The organism is Thermosulfurimonas marina (assembly GCF_012317585.1).
Taxonomy (GTDB): domain Bacteria; phylum Desulfobacterota; class Thermodesulfobacteria; order Thermodesulfobacteriales; family Thermodesulfobacteriaceae; genus Thermosulfurimonas_A; species Thermosulfurimonas_A marina.
This window is the reverse complement of record NZ_CP042909.1, coordinates 686,444-708,741: the sequence shown is the minus strand read 5'-3', so window position 1 is coordinate 708,741 and position 22,298 is coordinate 686,444. Positions and strand designations below refer to the sequence as shown.

General features: G+C 57.2%; 19 protein-coding genes, 4 tRNA genes and 1 pseudogene. 20 read left to right on the top strand and 4 right to left on the bottom strand.

Features of this window, described 5'->3' with window-relative positions; genetic code table 11:
* Positions 1–12: 12 nt before the first annotated feature.
* The 16 genes from FVE67_RS03775 (at position 13) to FVE67_RS03700 (ending at position 14,727) form a co-directional block, all read left to right on the top strand.
* Positions 13–2,652, top strand: coding sequence for a valine--tRNA ligase (locus FVE67_RS03775; protein WP_168719320.1), 2,640 nt, complete (start codon positions 13–15; stop codon positions 2,650–2,652).
* A gap of 35 nt (positions 2,653–2,687) precedes the next feature.
* The gene (locus FVE67_RS03770; protein WP_168719319.1) at positions 2,688–3,416 is read left to right on the top strand and encodes a DNA recombination RmuC family protein; all 729 of its coding nucleotides are present in this window, start codon (positions 2,688–2,690) and stop codon (positions 3,414–3,416) included.
* Positions 3,409–3,753, top strand: a complete 345-nt coding sequence (locus tag FVE67_RS03765; protein WP_168719318.1) for a PilZ domain-containing protein — start codon at positions 3,409–3,411, stop codon at positions 3,751–3,753. The genes FVE67_RS03770 and FVE67_RS03765 overlap by 8 nt, the downstream gene beginning before the upstream one ends.
* A 64-nt stretch (positions 3,754–3,817) precedes the next feature.
* The gene (gene tig / locus FVE67_RS03760; RefSeq protein WP_168719317.1) at positions 3,818–5,128 is read left to right on the top strand and encodes a trigger factor; all 1,311 of its coding nucleotides are present in this window, start codon (positions 3,818–3,820) and stop codon (positions 5,126–5,128) included.
* Between the two features lie 3 nt (positions 5,129–5,131).
* The gene (gene clpP, locus FVE67_RS03755) at positions 5,132–5,746 is read left to right on the top strand and encodes an ATP-dependent Clp endopeptidase proteolytic subunit ClpP (protein WP_168719316.1); all 615 of its coding nucleotides are present in this window, start codon (positions 5,132–5,134) and stop codon (positions 5,744–5,746) included.
* The gene (gene clpX, locus FVE67_RS03750; protein ID WP_168719315.1) at positions 5,743–6,990 is read left to right on the top strand and encodes an ATP-dependent Clp protease ATP-binding subunit ClpX; all 1,248 of its coding nucleotides are present in this window, start codon (positions 5,743–5,745) and stop codon (positions 6,988–6,990) included. The genes clpP and clpX overlap by 4 nt, the downstream gene beginning before the upstream one ends.
* A gap of 36 nt (positions 6,991–7,026) precedes the next feature.
* The gene (gene lon / locus FVE67_RS03745; RefSeq protein WP_168719314.1) at positions 7,027–9,444 is read left to right on the top strand and encodes an endopeptidase La; all 2,418 of its coding nucleotides are present in this window, start codon (positions 7,027–7,029) and stop codon (positions 9,442–9,444) included.
* 35 nt (positions 9,445–9,479) lie between these two features.
* Positions 9,480–9,554 (top strand) — tRNA-Val (locus tag FVE67_RS03740).
* A 29-nt stretch (positions 9,555–9,583) separates the two neighbouring features.
* Positions 9,584–9,661, top strand: a tRNA-Asp gene (locus FVE67_RS03735).
* Between the two features lie 16 nt (positions 9,662–9,677).
* On the top strand, positions 9,678–10,454 hold the full coding sequence (locus FVE67_RS03730; RefSeq protein WP_168719313.1) for a YdcF family protein: 777 nt from the start codon (positions 9,678–9,680) through the stop codon (positions 10,452–10,454).
* Complete coding sequence (locus FVE67_RS03725) at positions 10,451–11,044, top strand: D-sedoheptulose-7-phosphate isomerase (protein ID WP_168719312.1); 594 nt, start codon at positions 10,451–10,453, stop codon at positions 11,042–11,044. The genes FVE67_RS03730 and FVE67_RS03725 overlap by 4 nt, the downstream gene beginning before the upstream one ends.
* Entirely contained in the window at positions 11,028–11,990 is a 963-nt protein-coding gene (locus tag FVE67_RS03720) for a GSU2086 family protein (protein ID WP_168719311.1), read from the top strand. Before FVE67_RS03725 ends, FVE67_RS03720 begins: the two co-directional genes overlap by 17 nt.
* Entirely contained in the window at positions 11,977–12,198 is a 222-nt protein-coding gene (locus FVE67_RS03715) for an FmdB family zinc ribbon protein (RefSeq protein ID WP_168719310.1), read from the top strand. The genes FVE67_RS03720 and FVE67_RS03715 overlap by 14 nt, the downstream gene beginning before the upstream one ends.
* The gene (gene hemC / locus FVE67_RS03710) at positions 12,198–13,118 is read left to right on the top strand and encodes a hydroxymethylbilane synthase (protein ID WP_168719309.1); all 921 of its coding nucleotides are present in this window, start codon (positions 12,198–12,200) and stop codon (positions 13,116–13,118) included. The genes FVE67_RS03715 and hemC overlap by 1 nt, the downstream gene beginning before the upstream one ends.
* Entirely contained in the window at positions 13,115–14,617 is a 1,503-nt protein-coding gene (cobA, locus tag FVE67_RS03705) for a uroporphyrinogen-III C-methyltransferase (protein WP_168719308.1), read from the top strand. The genes hemC and cobA overlap by 4 nt, the downstream gene beginning before the upstream one ends.
* Positions 14,618–14,651: 34 nt before the next feature.
* Positions 14,652–14,727 (top strand) — tRNA-Lys (locus tag FVE67_RS03700).
* Positions 14,728–14,893: 166 nt separating this feature from the next.
* Here the strand turns inward: FVE67_RS03700 and FVE67_RS09455 are convergent.
* Complete coding sequence (locus FVE67_RS09455; protein WP_281347182.1) at positions 14,894–15,211, bottom strand: tyrosine-type recombinase/integrase; 318 nt, start codon at positions 15,209–15,211, stop codon at positions 14,894–14,896.
* Between the two features lie 32 nt (positions 15,212–15,243).
* Positions 15,244–15,687 (bottom strand): annotated as a pseudogene (locus FVE67_RS09600) (tyrosine-type recombinase/integrase); the annotation flags it as partial.
* A 445-nt stretch (positions 15,688–16,132) separates the two neighbouring features.
* On the opposite strand from FVE67_RS09600, the gene FVE67_RS03690 reads away from it, so the two are divergent.
* The 4 genes from FVE67_RS03690 (at position 16,133) to FVE67_RS03675 (ending at position 20,520) form a co-directional block, all read left to right on the top strand.
* Positions 16,133–17,281 (top strand): IS256 family transposase, encoded by a 1,149-nt coding sequence (locus tag FVE67_RS03690; RefSeq protein WP_425505383.1) that lies wholly within the window; start codon positions 16,133–16,135, stop codon positions 17,279–17,281.
* Positions 17,282–17,938: 657 nt separating this feature from the next.
* Positions 17,939–19,318, top strand: a complete 1,380-nt coding sequence (locus FVE67_RS03685) for an ammonium transporter (protein WP_168719305.1) — start codon at positions 17,939–17,941, stop codon at positions 19,316–19,318.
* 4 nt (positions 19,319–19,322) lie between these two features.
* Positions 19,323–19,661, top strand: a complete 339-nt coding sequence (locus FVE67_RS03680) for a P-II family nitrogen regulator (RefSeq protein ID WP_168719304.1) — start codon at positions 19,323–19,325, stop codon at positions 19,659–19,661.
* A 67-nt stretch (positions 19,662–19,728) separates the two neighbouring features.
* A complete protein-coding gene (locus tag FVE67_RS03675) occupies positions 19,729–20,520 on the top strand; it encodes a TorF family putative porin (protein WP_168719303.1) in 792 nt (263 codons plus the stop codon).
* A 232-nt stretch (positions 20,521–20,752) separates the two neighbouring features.
* Here FVE67_RS03675 and FVE67_RS03670 read toward each other — a convergent pair whose 3' ends face one another.
* Both FVE67_RS03670 and FVE67_RS03665 read right to left on the bottom strand, forming a co-directional pair.
* Complete coding sequence (locus tag FVE67_RS03670) at positions 20,753–21,901, bottom strand: IS256 family transposase (protein ID WP_425505382.1); 1,149 nt, start codon at positions 21,899–21,901, stop codon at positions 20,753–20,755.
* Between the two features lie 308 nt (positions 21,902–22,209).
* A tRNA-Glu gene (locus tag FVE67_RS03665) sits at positions 22,210–22,285 on the bottom strand.
* Positions 22,286–22,298: the final 13 nt, after the last annotated feature.

Below are 22,298 nucleotides of genomic sequence, written 5' to 3'. Positions count from 1 at the left end.
CCGGAGGGTACCGTGAAAGAACTCCCAAAGAGTTATGACTTCCGGAAAGCGGAAGACAAATGGTACCGTTTCTGGGAGGAAAGAGGATACTTTAGACCTTCTCTTGACCCGAAAAAGCCCAAATTTTCTGTGGTTATTCCTCCTCCCAACGTCACCGGGAGCCTCCATATCGGGCATGCCCTGAATAACACCATCCAGGACATCCTCGTGCGTTACAAGCGCATGGACGGCTATGATACCCTGTGGGTTCCGGGAACGGACCATGCCGGGATCGCTACCCAGAACGTGGTAGAGCGGGAACTGGCCAAGGAGGGCAAGACCCGGCACGATCTCGGTAGGGAGAAATTTCTGGAACGGGTCTGGCAGTGGAAGGAACGTTTCGGGAACCGCATTATTGAGCAGTTGAAACGCCTCGGGGCCTCCTGCGACTGGTCCCGCCTGCGCTTTACCATGGACGAGGGTCTTTCCCGGGCGGTGCGGGAGGTCTTCGTGCGCCTTTGGGAAGAGGGCCTCATCTACCGGGGAGACTACATCATCAACTGGTGCCCCCGGTGTCATACGGCGCTGGCGGACATAGAGGTGGAACACCGCCCCACCCCCGGACACCTCTGGTACATCCGCTATCCCCTGAGTGAGGGCTCCGGAGAGATCGTGGTGGCCACTACCCGGCCCGAGACCATGTTGGGCGACACTGCGGTGGCCGTCCATCCCGAAGACGAGCGTTATCGGGCCTTCGTGGGGAAGACCCTGCGCCTTCCCCTTCTCGGAAGAGAGATTCCGGTGGTGGCCGACCCGGCGGTGGATCCGGAATTCGGGACCGGGGCGGTCAAGGTCACCCCGGCCCATGACTTTGCGGACTTTGAGATGGCCCAGCGTCACGGCCTGCCCCTGGTAAAGATCATGGACGAAAACGGCCGGATGACCCCTGAAGCCGGCCCCTACGCGGGGCTGGACCGTTTTGAGGCCCGACGCCGGGTCCTTGCGGACCTTGAGGCTCAGGGATTTCTGGTCAAGACCGAGGACTACGAGGTCATGCTGGGACACTGCTACCGCTGCGACTGCGTGGTAGAACCCCTGGTCTCCAAACAGTGGTTCGTGCGGATGAAGCCCCTGGCCCAGCCGGCCATCGCCGCGGTGGATTACGGATTTATTCGTCTGGTCCCGGAGAACTGGAACAACCTTTACTTCGACTGGATGTACCGCATTCGTGACTGGTGTATCTCCCGGCAGATCTGGTGGGGACACCGTATCCCAGCCTGGACCTGCGAGCACTGTGGTAAGACCTCGGTCTCCCGGGAGGACCTGGAGCGCTGTCCGGAGTGCGGCTCGGAAAAGATCCTCCAGGAAGAGGATGTGCTGGATACCTGGTTTTCTTCGGCCCTCTGGCCCTTTTCTACCCTGGGATGGCCGGAAAAAACCGAGGATCTCCGGACCTTTTACCCTACTTCGGTTCTGGTCACCAGCTTTGATATCCTCTTTTTCTGGGTGGCCCGGATGATCATGATGGGGCTCCATTTCATGGGGGCGGTGCCCTTCCGCACGGTCTATATCCACGCCCTGGTGCGGGACGAGAAGGGCCAGAAGATGAGCAAGAGCCGGGGCAACGTGATCGATCCGGTGGATATGATCGAAAAGTACGGGGCCGACGCCCTGCGTTTTACGCTGGCGGCCCTGGCCGCCCAGGGTCGGGATATCAAGCTTTCCGAGTCCCGGATCGAGGGCTACCGCCACTTCGTGAATAAGATCTGGAACGCCGCCCGCTTCGTGCTCCTCAATCTGGAGGACTTTGAGCCGGGAGAGATCCCGCAAGAGGCCCTGCCGCTGCCTTCCCGCTGGATCCTTTCCCGGCTTGCGGCCACCGTAGAGCGGGTGAGGGATCGCCTGGAGGCCTATGAATTCGATCAGGCGGCCCTGGCCCTCTACCACTTCTTCTGGCACGAGTTCTGTGACTGGTATGTAGAGGCCTCCAAACTCTATCTGCGCCAGCAGGGTCAGAGAGGCCTTACCCAGCGGGTGCTCCACCGGGTGCTTGAGGCCTCTTTGCGCCTCCTCCACCCCTTTATGCCTTTTGTGACTGAGGAACTCTGGCAGAACCTCCCCCACGAAGGCGAAAGTATCATGGTGGCTCCTTATCCCCGCCCCGAGGATTTTCCGCGGGATGGGGCCGCGGAAGAGGAAATGGGCCTTCTCATGGAAGCGGTGGTAGCTCTGCGAAACATCCGGGCCGACTATCGTCTGCATCCCACCCAGGAGATTCCCGCGGTGATCGTAAGCGAAGATCCCGAGACCAGGGCCTTCTTCGAAAGGGAGGCTGCCCTCATCCGCATGCTGGCTCGGGTGGGGGAATTTGCGGTGAGGGCTTCGGGGCGTCCGGAGGCTGCGGCCTCGGCCGTCCTTTCCCGGGCGGAGATCTTCGTCCCCCTTTCCGGACTGGTGGATTTTCGCCAGGAAATAGCCCGGCTGGAAAAAGAAAAAGCCAAGGTGGAAAAGGAATGGCAGCGGGTGAAGGCCCGGCTTGAGAACCCCGCCTTTGTGGAAAAGGCCCCGGAGGAAGTGGTGGAAAAGGAAAAGGAACGGGCCCGGGAACTTGAGGAACGCTACCGGCGGCTCTTGACCAATCTGGAAGTCCTGCATCAAGCCTTAAAGGAATGATTTATCTCCTATTTATAGGTATTTTTCTTCTTTTGTTGACTCAAATTTTTCTTTTTCGTGAGCTTTCGCGTCTTTCGGAGAAGTTTAAAAGTGCTGAGGATTCCCTGCGGGAGATCCGGTGGCGCAGTGAAGCGCTTTCTCCGGTAGAGGCCCGCCTGGAGGCCGTAGCCGAGGAAGTCTCCCGCATGGCGGCAGTGCTTTCCGGCCGCCGTTCGGGAAAGGGGGGAGAAAATCTCCTGGAGGAGGTCCTGGCCGATCTTCCTCCGGAGATCCTGGCCCGGGGAGTGGAGATGGGGGAGGGCCGGGTGGAATTTGCCTTACGCCTTCCGGACGGCTCCCTTATTCCCCTGGACAGCAAGTTTGTGGAGCCCGGGACCGACTCCAGGGGTCTTTCGGGAAGGCTTCTTTCCCGGGCCCGGGAGCTTACCAAATATCTCAAGGATTCTCGGGCCGCCGGGGTGGCCCTGGCGGCGGTACCCGACGGGGTCTATCCCGAGGCCTGTCGCATCCTTTCCCGGAGTTTTCTGGAAAATCGGGTCATCCTTATCCCTTACAGCCAGGCCCTGCCCCTGGTCCTTTACGTGTGGGCCCTTGCGTCCCGTTTTCCCGGAGGGGCCCGCGGAGAGCCCAACCGTCATCTCCTGGAAGAAATGGAGAAGAACCTGGCCCAGCAGGAGCGCCTGCTACAGCAACTCTTGCAGAGGGTTGCCAATTTTAAGAAGATCATTATAGTGTTAAAACAGGCGGTATTAGGACATGGGTGAAGAAAAACGCTGGTACAATCGATACCTTGTCCATGTGGACGGCAGTCTGGCCAACGGGGCCTTAATGTGTCGGGTGGAGGTCCTGGATCTTAGCGCGGAGGGGGCCCGCATTCGCGGGGATCTCGGGCGTCTCAAGCCCGGAGACGTGATCAAGTTCTGCATCCAGGCCAAACCCCCCATTAAACTTGGGGCGGAGGTGCGTTGGGTCAAAAAGACCCCTCAGGGTTACGAGGCCGGGCTTAAATTCCAGGATGTCCCCTTTCAGGTCCGCCAGCACCTTCAGCTCTTTCTTTCTCAGGTGGCTCTCGCCAGCACTCCCGAGGCCTATTTCCGGTAGGCCTTGTCTCTTATCGTTTTTCCCGTTAGCTTAAAGCCGAAAAATCTTTAAGGAGAGGCGAATTATGAAGGTCAATGTGGAGGATATTTCTAGGGTAGAAAAGCGCCTGCAGGTGGAGATCCCGCCGGAGGCCGTAGCCCGGGCTATCGACCGCACCTGTCAAAAACTCTCTCACCGGGTAGATCTCAAAGGTTTTCGCAAGGGGCGAGTTCCCAAGAGTGTCCTCCGGAGGCTCTTTAAAGAACACGTGGAAGAGGAGGCCATTGAGCTTATCGTGAGGGAGAGCCTTCCGGAGGCCATCCGGGAAAGCGGTCTGGAACCCATCCTGCGTCCCACGGTGGAAGATTACGGGGAACTCCGGGAAGACCAGGCCTTCACCTACTCAGCCCGGGTGGAGATCCGTCCGGAGTTTGAACTTCCCCGGGAGGCCTATGTGGGGCTTGAGGTGGAAAAGCCCTCGGAGGAGGTCTCGGAGGAAGAGGTGGAGGAATATCTGGAGGCCCTGCGCTATACCTTTGCCGAGGTGAAAAAGGCCCCGGAGGATCACGAACTTCAGGAAAGAGACGTGGCCATTATCGCTTTTAAGGCCTTTGAGGGGGATCGGCCGGTGCCCGGGCATGAGGCCGAGGCCCTTTATGTGGATGTGGGCACCGGGGAGTTTGACGAGCGGGTGGAGGAGGCCCTTCTGGGGCACAAAGCCGGCGAGGAGATCGAGGTGGAGGTGGAGTATCCCGAGGATGCCCTTAATGAACTTTTGGCCGGGAAAAAGATCCGCTACCAGGTGACCCTGCGGGAGATTTATGTCCGGGAACTGGCCCCCCTAGACGACGAATTTGTGAAGAAGATGAAACTGGGCTTTGAGTCTGCGGAACATCTTCGGCAGAGGGTCCGGGCGCGGCTGGAAGAAGAGCGTCGGCGCAAGGCCGAAGAAAAGCTCCGCGAAGACCTCCTTTCGAAGATCCTGGAGAAGGTAGATTTTCCTGTGCCGGAGCGGTATGTGGAATTCAAGATCGCCCAGATGCTTGAGGGGATTGAGCAGGACCTTCAGCAGAGAGGGCATACTTTCGAGAGTGCGGGTATTTCCGTGGAGCGGCTCAAGCAACGCCTGCGGCCGGTGGCCGAAAGGCAGGCCCGGGAGGAGTTTGTCCTGGAAAAGATTGCCGAGCAGGAGGGCATAACCGTAAGCCAGGAAGAGCTTGAAGAAAAGGCCCGGGAGATGGCCCGGGCCTCTGGAGGGCGTCCGGAGGAGGCCCTCCGGGTCATCATGACCTACATGGTCCCCAAACTGCTTGCGGAAAAGACCCTAGAATTCTTGGTCTCCCAGGCCCGAATCAAAAACGGAACTGCGGAGTCCGAAAAGAAAGAGGAGGAATAGCGCATGCCCCTTATCCCTATCGTTATCGAACAGACCGGCCGTGGAGAGCGGGCCTACGACATTTATTCTCGGCTGCTTAAGGAGCGCATCGTCTTCATCGGAGGTCCCATTGATGACCATCTGGCCAACCTGGTGATCGCCCAGCTCCTTTTCCTGGAGGCCGAAGATCCGGAACGGGACATTATGCTCTACATAAACTCTCCCGGAGGGTTGGTGACTGCGGGACTGGCCATCTATGACACCATGCAATACGTAAAGCCGGATATCTGCACCATCTGTATGGGGCAGGCCGCAAGCATGGCCGCGGTGCTCCTGGCCGCAGGGGCCAAGGGCAAGCGGTATGCCCTTCCTCACTCCCGCATCATGCTTCACCAACCCATAGGGGCCTTTCAGGGTCAGGCCACGGATGTGGACATCCAGGCCCGGGAGATCCTGAGGTTGCGCGAGATTCTAAATAATATTTTGGCCCGGCACACCGGACAGCCGGTAGAGCGCATTCGTCAGGACACGGAAAGGGACTTTTATATGTCCGGTGAAGAGGCGCAGAAATATGGTATCATAGATAAGATCATCGAGCCGCGTGAGGCTCAGAAGAAGGAGGAAAAGGAGAAGGCATGAAGCGGTCATCGGGAGAAATGGAACTCCACTGCTCCTTTTGCGGAAAGAGTCAGCAAGAGGTCCGCAAGCTCATTGCCGGGCCTTCGGTCTACATCTGTGACGAATGTGTGGAACTCTGCAACGAGATCATCGCCGAGGACTACGAAAAGGAGATCTCCGAAGAGAGGCTCAAGCGCATCCCCAAGCCTTCGGAGATCAAGGCCTTTCTTGACCAGTATGTGGTGGGTCAGGAGCGGGCCAAGAAGATCCTGGCCGTGGCCGTCCACAACCATTACAAACGGATCGAGGGAGCCGAGGCCCTGAAGGATGTGGAGCTCCAGAAGAGCAATATCCTTCTTATCGGGCCCACGGGTTGCGGAAAGACCCTTCTGGCTCAGACTCTGGCCAAGTTCCTGAACGTGCCCTTCACCATCGCCGATGCCACCACCCTTACCGAGGCCGGTTACGTGGGCGAAGACGTGGAAAATATCCTCCTCAATCTCCTGCAGGCCGCAGATTTTGATCTGGAGCTGGCTCAACGGGGTATTGTGTACATCGACGAGATCGACAAGATCGCCCGCAAGACCGAAAGTCCTTCGATTACCCGGGATGTCTCCGGGGAGGGGGTGCAGCAGGCCCTGCTGAAGATCCTAGAGGGAACCATCGCCAACATCCCTCCTAAAGGCGGGCGCAAGCACCCCCAGCAGGAATACATCCGGATGGACACCACGAACATCCTCTTTATCTGCGGGGGAGCCTTTGTAGGTCTCGAGGATATCATCCGGCAGCGTCTGGGGAAAAGCGGCCTGGGGTTCGGGGCAGAGATCAAGCGGGTCAAAGATATGTCCCTGGGGGAGATCCTGGCCCAGGTGCAGCCGGAGGATCTGATCAAGTACGGCATGATCCCGGAATTTGTGGGGCGGGTCCCGGTAGTGGCTACCCTGGACGAGCTTACCGAAGAGGAAATGGTGCGCATCCTCACCGAGCCCAAGAACGCCCTGGTCAAACAGTATCAAAAGCTTTTTGAGATGGACGGGGTGACCCTACGCTTTACCGAGGGGGCACTTAAGGCCGTGGCCCGGGAGGCCATCCGGCGCAAGACCGGGGCCCGGGGCCTGCGGGCTATCATGGAAGAGGCTATGCTTGAGGTGATGTACGAGCTTCCGACCCTCGAGGGGGTCAAGGAGTGTGTGGTCACCGAGGAGGTCATCTTGCACCGGGAGAAGCCGATTTTAATTTATGAGAAAAGGGCCCAGGAGGCCTAATAAAGATGGCGAAGGCCAGAAGGCCGAAGGAGGGTTATGAGTATCGAACGTCAGGAACTTTTAAGACTGCCCCTTTTGCCCTTAAGAGACATCGTCCTTTATCCTAACTCTCTGGTTCCGCTTTTTATCGGCCGGGAAAAGAGCATCCTGGCCATCGAACACGCCCTTTCCACAGGAAAAGAGATCTTCCTGGCGGCCCAGAAGGACGCCCAGCTGGACGAGCCCGGTGAGGATGACATCTACCGGGTGGGGACCATTGGCCAGGTGGTCCAGGTCCTGCGTCTCCCGGACGGGACTATCAAGGCCCTGGTGGAGGGCAAACAGCGGGGCCGCATCGTGCGTTTTGTTCCGGAGTACGAATTTTTTGTGGTGGAGGTGGAGCCCAAGACCGAGGTCATCGAGGCCGGCCCGGAGCTTGAGGCCCTGGTGAAACTCACCCACGAGGCCTTTCAGGAATACAGCCAGATCAACAAGAAGCTTTCCGCGGAACTGGTCCAGAACATCCTCAAGATTCACGAGCCGGCCAAGCTGGCCGACCAGGTGGCCACCATTTTGAACCTGAAGCTCCCCCAGAAGCAGCGGCTCCTGGAGCTTACCAGCGTGCGCAAGCGTCTAGAGCTGGTCTATGGATACCTGCGGGGAGAGATCGAGGTGGCCCGGGTGGAGCAGCGCATCAAGGAGCGGGTCAAGAAGCAGATGGAAAAGAGCCAGCGCGACTACTACCTCAACGAGCAGATGAAGGCCATCCAGAAGGAGCTGGGCGAGCGGGAGGACGGTCGCAGCGATCTCGCGGAACTGGAGCGCCGTATCAAGAAAAAGCGCCTGCCCAAGGAGGCCGCGGCCGTGGTCCGGCGCGAATTCAAGAAGCTCTCCATGATGTCCCCCATGAGTGCTGAGGCCACGGTGGTCCGCAACTATATTGACTGGATCCTTTCCCTCCCCTGGTATGAAAAGACCAGGGACAAGTTAGATCTCGAGGAAGTGGAGCGCATCCTCAACGAGGACCACTTCGGCCTGGAAAAGCCCAAACAGCGCATCCTAGAGCACCTGGCGGTCCAAAAACTCTCCAAGAAGATCAAGGGACCCATCCTCTGTCTGGTGGGGCCTCCGGGTGTGGGCAAGACCTCCCTGGCCCGCTCGGTGGCTCGGGCCCTGGGTCGGAACTTTGTGCGCATGTCCCTGGGTGGGGTGCGGGATGAGGCCGAGATCCGGGGGCATCGGCGGACTTACATCGGGGCCCTTCCCGGAAAGATCATCCAGGGTATGCGCAAGGCCGGAACCATCAATCCGGTCTTCTGTCTGGATGAAGTGGACAAGATCGGGGTGGATTTCCGGGGGGATCCCGCGGCGGCCCTGCTCGAGGTGCTCGATCCCGAACAGAATCATGCCTTCCAGGACCACTATCTGGAACTGGGCTACAATCTCTCGCAGGTCTTTTTCATTACCACGGCCAACGCCCTCCATACCATTCCGGCTCCACTTCTGGATCGGATGGAGATCATTGAGATTCCGGGCTATACCGAGGAGGAAAAGTTAGAGATTGCCAAGAACTATCTCCTTCCGCGGCAACTTGAGGCCCATGGCCTGAAACCCGAACAGGTCCCCATTCCGGACAAGACCCTTCTGGAGATTATCCGGCGCTACACCCGGGAGGCCGGGGTGCGGAATCTGGAGCGGGAGCTGGCCTCCATCTGCCGCAAGATCGCCAAGGAGGTGGCCAAAGATCCCAAGGCCTTCCGGCCTACCACGGTGACCATCCGGCGCCTGACCAAGTTCCTCGGGGTGCCGCGTTACCGCTATGGAGTGGCGGAGGGCAAACCCGAAGTGGGGATGGCTACCGGCATGGCCTGGACGGAAAGCGGGGGCTCCCTCCTTCAGATCGAGGCGGTGATCATGCCTGGAAAGGGTCAGCTCCATATTACCGGAAAGCTCGGAGAGGTGATGCAGGAGTCGGTTCAGGCGGCCATGAGCTACGTGCGCTCTCGGGCTCATCAGCTGGGCCTGCCCTGGGACTTTTACCAGAAGATCGACATCCATGTGCATGTGCCTGAGGGGGCTATCCCTAAAGACGGTCCCAGTGCAGGGATCACCATCGCCACGGCCATCGTCTCCGCCCTTCTCAAGATCCCGGTCAAAAATACGGTGGCCATGACCGGGGAGATCACCCTGAGAGGGCGGGTCCTTCCGGTGGGAGGACTTAAGGAGAAGTTGCTGGCGGCCAAGCGGGGGAACATCGAGACGGTGATCCTTCCCAAAGAAAACGAAAAGGACCTCAAGGAGATCCCGGCCAAGGTCCTTAAGGGTCTGCGGATCCTCACCGTGGAGCACATGGACGAGGTGCTCAAAGCCGCCCTGGTGCTGGAGGATCCGGAAAAGCTCTTTCGGGATGTACCTCCGCTGGACATTTGGGCCCTGGTAAAGGAGAAGGAGGCGGAAGAGATCCGGCCTCATTGACACTTAAAGGAAAACCGGTTATTTTGCCCCTCGGCGGGCGGATAGCTCAGTGGGAGAGCATCGGCCTTACAAGCCGGGGGTCAGAGGTTCGAATCCTCTTCCGCCCACCAGGATTTGGGTTATATTTAGAAAAAGAGGCGGGGCTGTAGTTCAGCACGGTTAGAACGCCGGCCTGTCACGCCGGAGGTCGCGGGTTCAAGTCCCGTCAGCCCCGCCAGTTTTAATTTTTCAAGATGCCTGTAGGCTTTCTCCTCAAAAAGGTCTTGCTTTATCTTCTCTACCCTTCAGGGGTGATCTTCCTCCTTTTGTTGGGGGTTAGTTTTTATGCTCTTTGGGGGAAAAGGCGGGGAAGGCGCCGGGCCCTTCTTTTCACGGCCCTGGTCCTTTATTATTTGGCCAGCACACCCTTCTTGCCCTATTTTCTTCTGCGGCCCCTAGAGGCCGGCTTTGAGCGTCCTCCGCTGGAAAGCCTCCGGGAGGTGGACTATCTGGTGGTCCTTCCGGCCCGCATCTATGGGGCCCCGGGGCTCTATTTAGAAGAACGTTTTAGCCGGGAGACCTTGGCCCGCTGGCTTGCCGCCGTAAGGCTCAAGAAGGAGCTCCTCCGGGCGCACCTTTTGTTGGTGGGCGGCTCGCTAGAAGGTCCAGGAAGCGTTTATCTGGCGGAGCTTTCCCGAGAATGTGGAATAGAGGCGGAATTCTTGGACGCCCCTCGGGATACGATTTCCAGCGTGGCGGCCTTGAAGGATAAACTTTCCGGAAAGCGCTTTGTGGTCATCACCAGTGCGCACCATCTCCGTCGGGCCCTCTATCTCTTCCGAAGGGTAGGGCTTAAACCCCTTCCCTATCCCGCGGTCTATCTTTCTCATCAGAGTCGTTTTCGGCCCTTCCATCTAATCTATCTCCTTCCGGATCCCGTGTATCTGGAGCTCACCAATGAGGCCGTACACGAATACCTGGGGCTTGCTTTTTACCGGATAAGAGACCTTCTCTTAAGGAGAGAGACATGAAAAGCCCTTTCCCCAAGGCGCGTCTTTTGGAGATCCTCGAGGCCTCCCACCAGGCCACCCGGGCCTTTATTGAAAAAGAAGGAGAAAAAATTCTTTCCCTGGTGACCACCACCTGGGAATGTTTTGTCCGGGGAGGGAAACTTCTTATCTTTGGCAATGGCGGAAGTGCGGCCGACGCGCAACACTTGGCTGCGGAGCTGGTGAATCGTTTCCGACGCGAGCGCTCCCCCCTTCCGGCCCTAGCCCTCACCACGGACACCTCTATTCTTACGGCCATAGGCAACGACTACGACTTTGAACTGATCTTTGTCAAACAGATCGAGGCCTTGGGGCGTCCGGGAGACATTGCCTTGGGGATCAGTACCAGTGGTCGCTCCGCAAACGTGATCCGGGCCCTTTCCCGGGCTCGGGAACTTGACCTTTACACCGTGGGCCTCGGAGGGGGAGACGGGGGGAGACTCCCGGAGGTCTGCGACCTGGTGCTCCTGGTGCCCTCCAACGAGACCCCCCGCATCCAGGAGGGACATCTCCTTTTCCTGCATCTTTTTGCGGAGCTCCTCGAGGAGGCCTGCTTTGGGGAAACGGCCTGAGCCCCTTTCCTTTGAGGACCTGCGCACTTACAGCCTTTTCGAACGTCCCAGCAAGGTCTCCGTAGAGAAACTGGGTCGCCCCCTGGGGCCGGGGAGGACTCTTCGTGAATTCTTAAGGGCTCTCCCTAAAGAACTTGCCGCCCGGGATCTTCTGGATCTGGCCCGGGAGATAGTCCGGGCCCGGAAAAGAGATCGGCCGGTGATCTGGGCCTTCGGGGCCCACGTGATCAAGGTGGGGGCTTCCCCCTATCTCTTGGATCTTATGGAAAGGGGCCTGGTGACTGCCTTGGCCACCAACGGAGCCTCTATGGTCCACGATGCAGAACTGGCCATGTGCGGGAACACCTCAGAGGATGTGGCTGCGGCCTTGCGTGATGGAAGCTTTGGGGCTGCAAAGGAGACCGGGGAACTCCTCAATGAGGCGGCCCGTCTCGGGGCCCGGGGCCAGGGGCTGGGCTGGGCCCTAGGAAAACTCATCGCCGAGGGGAATTTCCCTTACAAACACCTGAGCCTCTTTGCCCGGGCCTACGAGCTGGGGGTGCCGCTTACCGTACATGTAGCCATAGGCACAGACATTGTACACATCCATCCTTCGGCCGAGGGGGCAGCCATTGGGGAGGCCACCTATCTGGATTTTCGAATCTTCTGCCGTCTGGTCTCTGAACTCGAAGGGGGGGTCTTCGTCCTTTCCGGCTCTGCGGTCCTCTTACCGGAGGTCTTTCTCAAGGCCCTTTCCGCGGTGCGGAACCTGGGCCATCGGGTAGAACATTTCGTGACCGCTAACTTAGACTTTCTTCGTCAATATCGCCCTCTTACCAATGTGGTGCACCGGCCTACCCTTTCCGCCGGAAAGGGTTATAGTATTACCGGACATCACGAGATCTTGATCCCGCTCCTTCACGGGGCGGTAGTGGAGATGTGGGAGGGCGAAGATGCCGATCTATGAGTTCGAGTGCGAGGACTGTGGTGAGACCTTCGAGGAGCTGGTCTTTGGCTCCGCGGAGGGGGTGAAGTGCCGCAAGTGCGGAAGCGACCGGGTGCGGCGTTTGATGTCGGCCTTCGGGTTTAAGAGTGGGAGTCGTTTTGTGAGTTCCTCTGGGCCTGCCGGAGGCTGCAGTGGGTGTGCCGGCGGGACCTGTAGCTCCTGCCACTGATGAAAAAGACCTTTCGGGTCGGCACCCGCGGAAGCAAGCTGGCCCTCACCCAGACTCAGTGGGTCCTTTCCCGCCTCCGGGAGCGTTTTCCCGAGGTCCATTTTGAGACCGTAATCATCAAGACCAAGGGGGACAAAATCCAGGACGTTCCCCTGGCCAAGATTGGGGGCAAGGGCCTTTTTGTAAAGGAGATCGAGGAGGCCCTTCTGCGGGGAGAGATCGACTTTGCCGTGCATAGCCTAAAGGATGTCCCTTCGGAGCTTCCGAGAGGGCTTTATCTGGCCGCCTTCCCTCCCCGCGAGGATCCACGAGACGCCCTGGTGAGTCGGGTAGGCCAGGGGCTTTCTGATCTTCCTGCCGGGGCCCGGGTAGGCACCAGTAGTCTGCGCCGGGCGGCTCAGTTGCGTCACCGGCGTCCAGATCTCAAGATCCTTCCCCTGCGGGGAAACGTGGATACCCGTTTGCGCAAACTTTCCGAGGGGCAGTACGAGGCCATTCTTCTGGCTGAGGCCGGGCTCCGCCGGCTGGGGGTGAATGTGGAGCGGACCCCGCTTCCGGTGGAGGAGTTTCTTCCGGCGGTGGGGCAAGGGATCCTGGCCGTGGAGGCCCGGGAGGAAGACCGGGAGACCGCGGCCCTCCTTGCGGCCCTGCACCACGAGGAGACCGCCCTCTGTGCCCGGGCCGAAAGGGCCTTTTTGCACCGTCTGGAGGGGGGCTGTCAGGTGCCTCTTGCGGCCCACGCTCGGCTCGAGGATGGCCGCCTGCACCTGCAAGGTTTTGTCGCCGATCCGGAGGGGCGGCGTTTTTATCGGGCCGGACGCGAGGGAGATCCTCGGGAGGCCGAGGCCCTAGGGGTGGCCCTGGCCGAGGATCTCCTCTCTCAGGGTGGGGAGCAAATTTTAGCGGAGCTTCTCTCATGAGAAAGGGCAAGGTCTATTTGGTAGGGGCCGGGCCGGGAGATCCGGGGCTTATCACCTTGCGGGGTCTCAAAGCCCTGGCCCAGGCCGAGGTGGTAGTCTACGATTATCTAGCCAATCCCCGACTTCTCTCTCACGCCCCCGAGACCGCCGAAAAGATTTACGTAGGCAAAAAGGGCGGGCACCATACCCTTTCTCAGGAGGGGATCAACCGCCTCTTGGTGGAAAAGGCCCTGGCCGGGAAGATCGTGGTTCGCCTCAAAGGGGGGGATCCCTTTGTGTTCGGACGAGGAGGAGAGGAGATCGAGGCCCTTCTGGCCCACGGGATCCCCTTCGAGGTGGTCCCGGGGGTGACCTCGGCCCTGGCCGCCCCGGCCTATGCCGGAATTCCCGTTACCCATCGCCGTTTCACCTCTACCCTAGCCCTGGTGACCGGACACGAGGCCGAGGGCAAAGAGGACTCGGCCATTGATTGGCAGGCTCTCTCGCGTATCGGTACCCTGATCTTTCTCATGGGGATGAAAAATCTTCCCCGAATCTGTGAGCATCTCCTCTCCCAGGGCCGGTCTCCAGAGACTCCGGTAGCCGTGATCCAGTGGGGGACCACCCCCCGTCAGCGGGTAGCCACCGGAACCCTCTCTACCATTGTGGAGGAGGTGCAACGGGCGGGCCTTTCCGCCCCGGCCATCATTCTGGTGGGAGAGGTAGCCCGTCTGCGAGAAAAGTTCCGCTGGTTTGACAATCGTCCCCTTTTTGGCCGCCGGGTGATCGTAACCCGTACCCGGGAACAGGCCAGTCGCCTCACCGAGGCCCTGGAAGAATTGGGGGCTGAAGTTCTGGAGATTCCCACCATTAAGATCGTGCCGCCGGAAAGTTTTGAGCCCTTAGACCAGGCCCTGCAAAGCCTCGAGGAGTTTGACTGGGTGATCTTCACCTCCCAGAATGCGGTGCGCTTTTTCCGGGAAAGGCTCTTTGCCTTGGGGAGGGATGCTCGAGCTTTAAGCCGGGCCCGCCTTGCGGTAATTGGAGTGGCTACCGGGGAGGCCTTACGGGAGCTCGGTCTTTTACCGGATCTCCTTCCTCGGGAATATCGGGCCGAGGGGCTGATTGAGGCCTTCTCCAAGGTGGATCTCCAGGGGAAAAAGGTGCTTCTTCCTCGGGCTGAGGAGGCTCGAGAGATCCTTCCGGAAAGCCTCCGGGAGATGGGGGCCCAGGTGGAGGTAGTCCCGGCCTATCGCACGGTACTCCCCGAAGAGTCCCAAAGGTTACTAGAAGAGGCCCTTTCTCAAGGAGTGGACCTGGTGACCTTCACTAGTTCCTCCACGGCCCGTAACTTTTTCAAGCTTTTGGGAGGGCGAGAACTGCCTCAGGGGATACGCCTGGCCTCCATTGGGCCCATCACCAGTGAAACCCTGCGGGAGTTGGGCCATCCCCCCCATATTGAGGCTCGAGAATATACCATCCAGGGTCTGGTAGAAGCCATCCGGGAGCATTTTGCTTGACAGACTCCCCGCGGGTGTTAATTTAAGGGGCGGTGGGCCGCTAGCTCAACTGGTAGAGCAATGGACTCTTAATCCATAGGTTGGAGGTTCGAGTCCTCCGCGGCCCACCAAAAATTTCGATAAAAAGCTTAGTTATATCACTCAGTAATTGAGATTCCTTTACGATACCTCTCCTGGGGCACCTGATTCATAACTTCTTGTAAAATCGTCAAAATTGTGTTGCAATTCCTTCTCAATAAGGTGGGAGTCCGGAGGACTGTTTCCGATTTTCGGCGATTATTCCAGATCGATTTTGGCTTTTGGAAAGGGGAGGATCCTGGCCCCTTCGAAGACGCTTTTGACCTGTTCGGCCCGTAGGCGGGCGTAGCGTCTGGTGGTTTGAGGCGAACTGTGTCCCAAGGCGGCCCCCACTTCTTCGTAAGAGAAGCCCTGTTGCAGGCGTTGCAAGGCGAAAGAGTGGCGGGAGGCCTGGTAGAGGGTGACGCCCTGTATTCCCACTTTCGCGCAGGCTTCCTTAAAGATGGCGAGCAAGCGCTTGTGGGGTAAGCGGTGTAGTAGTCCTTGCGGCGGGGATGTCGATAAGGGAAGACCCACACGGCCTTTTTGTTCCGAGCCTGGTGCTCTATGACGTCTCGGATCACGCTCACCAGAGGGATGGCCTTCTGTTTTCCCTCTTTAGGGATTTCCCGGAGGTAGTCCCCGGAGAAGGTCCGACGGATGAGAAGAAACCCTTCGGACAGGTAAACGCAATCCCACATGAGGGCCCGGACCTCGCCTACACGGCATCCGGTGGCAAAGAGGAAGGTGAAGATGGGTCGGTGTTCTTCGGGTATAGCCTCAAGCACGAGGGCCTGTTCGTGTGGCGTGAGGAAGCGTATAGGAGACTCAGGCACTTTGATTTCCGGAAGGGCCGGTACCCGGTCGATGATTTCTCTTTTGCGGCACCAGTTAAGAAAGGCCCGGAGTTCCACGAAGATCTTCTGCAGGGCCCTCCCCCGTTTCCCGGGATTTTCCCGGAGCCTTTGAAGGAGGTCCTCTAGGTGGAAGGCCCGAATTTCCCGAACATCCATGTGGCCGAGCTCCCGCAGGACGTAGGAGAGCCAGTTCCGCTTGGCATAGAGACTGAGGGGGCCAGGCTAAGGGAACGGAGGTAGGTCGGGATCAGGTTGGCCACCCGGAAGTGCTCAAGCTCACCTTTGACCCATTTGGAGGGATCGAACGTTCCACTTTCGATCTCGTGCGTGATCACCTCGCAGGCCCGGTTGGCCAGCTCCCAGGAGGAAAGGGGTTGGCCGTCTTTGAAGGAGTAGACTTTGATCTTGCGGCCCTTCCAGGATGTAGAAGCGTCGGGGCATGGTGAGACACTTGAGGCAAAGAAGGCCCACCGGAGTTTCCTGAAACTTCCCCTTGCACTTGGGGGTAGTGTTTCACAAATTGTGTCCGAGGGGGTAAATAAAGAGGCCTTCCTCCTTGCGATAATAAGTGGGAGTCAAACCAAAGGGAAGGAGGAAGGCCATGCAGGGCAGAGAAATTATAGAAAAGCTGGAGGACCTCATCAAGGAGGCCATTAAAAGCGTGATTGAGCGACTGGCTATTGAGGAAAGAAGCCTTTACCTTGAGGAACCCCCTGAAACCAAAGGCAATGGTTTCTACTCTCGCTCCCTTCTCACCAAATACGGGCCTATTGAAGGCCTTATGGTTCCCAGAACTCGAGATGGAAACTTTAGAGCTCAGATTCTACCTCCTCCAAGGAGAAGAGCCGGTCTCGACTTGGGAGAAGCTGTATTGGCCTTGTACGCTTCGGGAGCCAGTACCAGGGCGGTTTCAAGATTTATCGAGACCATTTACGGGGCTTACTATTCGCCAGCCAGTATAAGCAGACTAACGGAGGTAGCCGAGGACCAAATTGAGTCCTGGAGAAAGCGAAGGCTTTCGGAGGAATACTTTGCCCTTTATCTGGATGCTACTTTTCTGCCGGTGAGGAGAGGAACTGTGGCCAGGGAGCCGGTGTATCTGGCTTTGGGGATAAGGCGAGATGGGACCAGAGAGATTGTGGGCTTTTGGACCAGTGGAGGGGAAGGTGAGAGCGCTCTGGTTTATCAGGAAATTTTCAACGAACTGCGCGAAAGAGGTCTCAAGAGGATTGAGGTGGTCATAGGGGACGGGCTATCAGGCTTGAAGGAGGCGGTTCTCAGGGTTTATCCTGGGGCCAGGTTTCAGAGATGCGTTCTTCACAGTCTCAAGTATAGCCTGAGGAAGGTTCGGAGGTCTCACCGAGAGGCGCTGGCTCAGGATTTGAGGAAAATTTATCGGGCTGGGAGGAGGTCCGAGGCCCTGGAGGCCTTCAGGGCTTTCAAGGCCCGGTGGCAAGGGAAGTATCCGGAAGTAGTGAAGCACTGGGAGGAGAACCTCGAGGATCTCTTGGTTTTTCTGGAATATCCGGAGCCTATTCGGAATTATATTTACACCACGAATCAGCTTGAAAGGCTGATTAAAGAGGTCAAGCGCAGGACCAAGGTGATAGAGGTTTTCTGTGAGCCTGGGGCACTTTACAAGGTAGTCTATCTGGTGCTTAGGGGTCTAGAGGAGAAATACCGTTCGCGAAAACTGAGAGGTTTTGAGGATCTTATGGAGGAAGGCCTCTTATCCTGCGGACACAGTTGACGAAACACTATGCACTTGGGGCACCGCTCCTTGGTCCGAATGTACACCCTGCGGCCCTCCTCCGGCGGGGAGGATGATAGCAAAGCCACAAAGGCGGGGGCAAGTTTCCCCATTTGCTGCCCCTCGGTATAAATTTTAGGAAATTAGCCCGGGGCAGCCTTGCCATTTCGAACTTTTTTCGAAGGGGACAGGGACGCCCGCGGGCTCTGTGGGCTATCTCTCGAATTTCCCGGTGAAGCTCTTCGTATGGATCCTTCTTCCTCTCCAGTTCTTCCTCAAATCCTTTCTCTCACAAAGGCCGATATGCTTTTTCCGTAAAGCGCTCTTCTCTTGAGTTCGCGCCAGGTTTCTTCAGGAAGGGTAACGGTAATTACCTTGCTCTTTGCCATTTTGCTTTGACAATCAAATTTTGATTTATAAATAGCATATTTTGCGCTTTTTGACCAAGAGCCGAGTTACCTCCATTAAAAATCCATAAGGAAGCCCCCCTGCGTATCACATTTTTGTTATTTCTGTTAAAATTTATTTTACTTTTTTGTCAAAATATGCCTGGAAATCGCGGAGTTCTATGTGACCCATTTGCTTATAGCACATTATTTTTCATTTTTGGCACAAATTTTGTATCTACTTTTGGCAAAAACGCGAAGGAGGTAGGATATGCGGTACAGGTTAGGGGTAAGACCAAAGTTTGGTCCATTGCTGGTGGCGCTTTTAGGGGGTTTGGCCGGGGTAGCCCTGGCCGGGGACCCCACCGGGGCCAAGACGCTCAAGGCGGATCCTGGGCTTCCGGTGGACTACGTGTGGGTGCTGGTGTGCGGATTCCTGGTGATGTTCATGCAGGCGGGCTTTGCCCTGGTAGAGGCCGGTTTCTGCCGGGCCAAGAACGCCACCAATCTCTTAACCAAGAACCTCATGGACTTTGTGGTGGGGGCACTGGCCTTCTGGGCCGTGGGTTATGCCCTGATTACCGGCACGGACTGGAAGGGCCTCATCGGGACCTCGGGCTTTTTCCTCTCTGGTGAGGGTTACGATGTCGGCAACTACCTTTCCTTTTTCTGGCAGATGGTCTTTGCCGCCACGGCGGCGACCATCGTCTCCGGGGCCGTGGCCGAACGTATCAAGTTTCAGGCTTATCTCCTTTATTCCATAGCGATTACCGGTTTCATCTACCCGGTTTACGCCCACTGGGTCTGGGGTGGGGGCTGGCTTTCGAAGCTTCCCTTTGGTCTCGGACATCTGGACTTCGCGGGCTCCGGTGTGGTGCATGCCGTAGGAGGTTTGGTGGGGCTTGCCGGGGCCATCGTTCTCGGGCCGCGTTTTGGGAAGTTCGACAAAAACGGCAAACCCCGGGCCATTCCCGGCCACAACATCCCGTTGGCTACGCTCGGGGTCTTCATCCTCTGGTTCGGCTGGTACGGCTTCAACCCCGGTTCTACCTTTTCTGCCCATCATCTGCGCATCTCGGTGATCGCGGTGAATACTACCCTTGCGGCCGCGGCGGCCTCTCTAACTGCGCTTCTCATCGTGCTCGCCAAGACCCGGAAGTTCGACTTGGGTATGGCCCTGAACGGCGTGCTTGCTGGCCTGGTGGCCATTACCGCTCCCTGTGCCTGGGTTGAGGCCTGGGCCGCGGTGGTGATCGGGGTGGTGGCCGGTATCATCCTTGTGGCCGGGGTCTATTTCCTTGAGGCTATAAAGGTTGATGACCCGGTGGGAGCCGTCCCGGTACACGGTTTTAACGGCCTATGGGGTCTTATCGCCGTGGGTCTGTTTGCCGATGGAACTTACGGAAACTACGCCATCGAACCTCCCTTCGTGAAGGGACTCTTCTACGGGGGCGGGGTAGATCAGCTCATCGCCCAGCTGATCGGAGCGGGGGCCCTATTCGTCTGGGCCTTTGGCGTGGGGCTTATCCTCTTCAAGCTCCTAGATGTTCTTATCGGTATTCGGGTCTCTCCGCGAGAGGAGATTCAGGGGCTTGATCTATTGGAACACGGTACCCCGGCTTATCCCGAATTCTATACCGTAAGGAGGTAAGACCATGAAGGAAATAAGAGCCATCATTAGACCAGAAAAAATGGAGGAGGTTTTGGCGGCTTTGGAAAAAGTGGGCCATCCCGGGGTCACGGTCTATCAGGTGGAGGGTCACGGGCGGCAGGCCGGCCTGGTGGAACAGTTCCGGGGACGGGAATTCCGGGTGGATCTCTTGCCCAAAATAGAAGTGAAGGTGGTCTGTAAGGACGAAGATGTGGAAAAGATTATGCAGGCCATCGCTTCGGCGGCCCGTACCGGCGAGATCGGAGACGGAAAGATCTTCGTCTATGAGGTCATTGAGGCCCTCAGGATACGCTCCGGCGAACGGGGAGAGGCCGCTATTTAAATTCTTTGTTGGGTAAATGTTAAAAAATTTAGACTATCCAATAACAAAAATGTAAAGGAGGTATAGAATGGGTGCTAGAAGGATTTGGGTAATGTTAGGGTTTGTGGTATTCGGGTTATGGCTTCTTGCGGGAGGGGTAAGGGCTGAGGAGGCCAAGCCCTCGGCGGATTTCACGGTAGATGTGCTCTCCCAGTATGTCTGGCGGGGCTTCGGACTTTCGGACGACTCGGTAGTGATTCAACCCTCGATGACGGTCTCCTACCTCGGGGCCTATGTGAACCTCTGGGGTAACTATGACACCGACGAGAAGGGTAGTGACGATGCCAACTGGAACGAGACGGATTTCACCTTCGGATATACCTACGACAAGTTGCCCTACGGAATGAGTCTGGATGTGGGAGGCATCTATTACGCCCTGGATGGTATCGACGATTCCTTTGAGCTCTTTGCCGGGCTTTCGGCCACCTGTCCCAAGACCGGGATCAACTTCGGTCTTACGATTTATCGCGAACTCTCCCACTATCCCGGCACCTGGTATGAGCTCTCGGCCGGGCGGGACTTTGGGCTACCCTGGTACAAGGCCACTTTGAGCCTCTCGGCCTCGGCCATGTACCTCGACTCCGACGACAAGGGTGCCTATCCCGATCCCGACGATCCTAACGATGAGTTTTCCGGCTGGCTCTATCTCCAGCTTGGGGCGGAGGTCAGCGTCCCAGTTGGTCAGTACTTCACCGTGACCCCCAAGGTCTACTACAGCTTTTCCCTTTCCGACGACGCCGACGATCTCCTTGAGGCCGGCTCCTTGGACAACCACCACGACCACTTCTTCGGCGGCGTGAGTGTGAGCTTTTCCTTCTAAGGCCGATCTTGCGAAACAGGGCCCGGCTTGGCCGGCCGGGCCCGCCTACTTAAATTCTCATCCTGTAAAGGACCACCCTCAGAACTCCCGTAATCTGCAGGGCTTCGGAAAGGGATCGGAATTTTCGGTACGGGCTATTGGCCAAAGAACTTTTAGAGGGTCGCTGGAGGCGTCCTAACTGGAAGTATCGGGAAGTAGCTCATCTCCTGAGGTACCTTTTCATAGTGTTTCGTCAACTGTGTCCGCAGGATAAGAGGCCTTCCTCCATAAGATCCTCAAAACCTCTCAGTTTTCGCGAACGGTATTTCTCCTCTAGACCCCTAAGCACCAGATAGACTACCTTGTAAAGTGCCCCAGGCTCACAGAAAACCTCTATCACCTTGGTCCTGCGCTTGACCTCTTTAATCAGCCTTTCAAGCTGATTCGTGGTGTAAATATAATTCCGAATAGGCTCCGGATATTCCAGAAAAACCAAGAGATCCTCGAGGTTCTCCTCCCAGTGCTTCACTACTTCCGGATACTTCCCTTGCCACCGGGCCTTGAAAGCCCTGAAGGCCTCCAGGGCCTCGGACCTCCTCCCAGCCCGATAAATTTTCCTCAAATCCTGAGCCAGCGCCTCTCGGTGAGACCTCCGAACCTTCCTCAGGCTATACTTGAGACTGTGAAGAACGCATCTCTGAAACCTGGCCCCAGGATAAACCCTGAGAACCGCCTCCTTCAAGCCTGATAGCCCGTCCCCTATGACCACCTCAATCCTCTTGAGACCTCTTTCGCGCAGTTCGTTGAAAATTTCCTGATAAACCAGAGCGCTCTCACCTTCCCCTCCACTGGTCCAAAAGCCCACAATCTCTCTGGTCCCATCTCGCCTTATCCCCAAAGCCAGATACACCGGCTCCCTGGCCACAGTTCCTCTCCTCACCGGCAGAAAAGTAGCATCCAGATAAAGGGCAAAGTATTCCTCCGAAAGCCTTCGCTTTCTCCAGGACTCAATTTGGTCCTCGGCTACCTCCGTTAGTCTGCTTATACTGGCTGGCGAATAGTAAGCCCCGTAAATGGTCTCGATAAATCTTGAAACCGCCCTGGTACTGGCTCCCGAAGCGTACAAGGCCAATACAGCTTCTCCCAAGTCGAGACCGGCTCTTCTCCTTGGAGGAGGTAGAATCTGAGCTCTAAAGTTTCCATCTCGAGTTCTGGGAACCATAAGGCCTTCAATAGGCCCGTATTTGGTGAGAAGGGAGCGAGAGTAGAAACCATTGCCTTTGGTTTCAGGGGGTTCCTCAAGGTAAAGGCTTCTTTCCTCAATAGCCAGTCGCTCAATCACGCTTTTAATGGCCTCCTTGATGAGGTCCTCCAGCTTTTCTATAATTTCTCTGTCCTGCATGGCCTTCCTCCTTCCCTTTGGTTTGACTCCCACTTATTATCGCAAGGAGGAAGGCCTCTTTATTTACCCCCTCGGACACAATTTGTGAAACACTACCTACCTTTTTGAGGAGAGGTTTTCTAAAGATGACCACTAAGTCCAGACACAGAAAACTTGACAAGCGCCCCGCCTCCCGTGCGTTTTTATACGGAAAGTAGCCCTGAAAAGTCAAAGTTGATAAAAAACGAATACCGACGGTTATTCGGACCGGTTTATGGACACCAAGGAGACTTATGAAACAGAGGGTGTTTGGAAACCCTTGAAAATACTGGCGGCCCCACCGGGACTCGAACCCGGGTCTCTGGCGTGAGAGGCCAGTATCCTAGGCCGCTAGACGATGGGGCCGCAGACGTTTTTA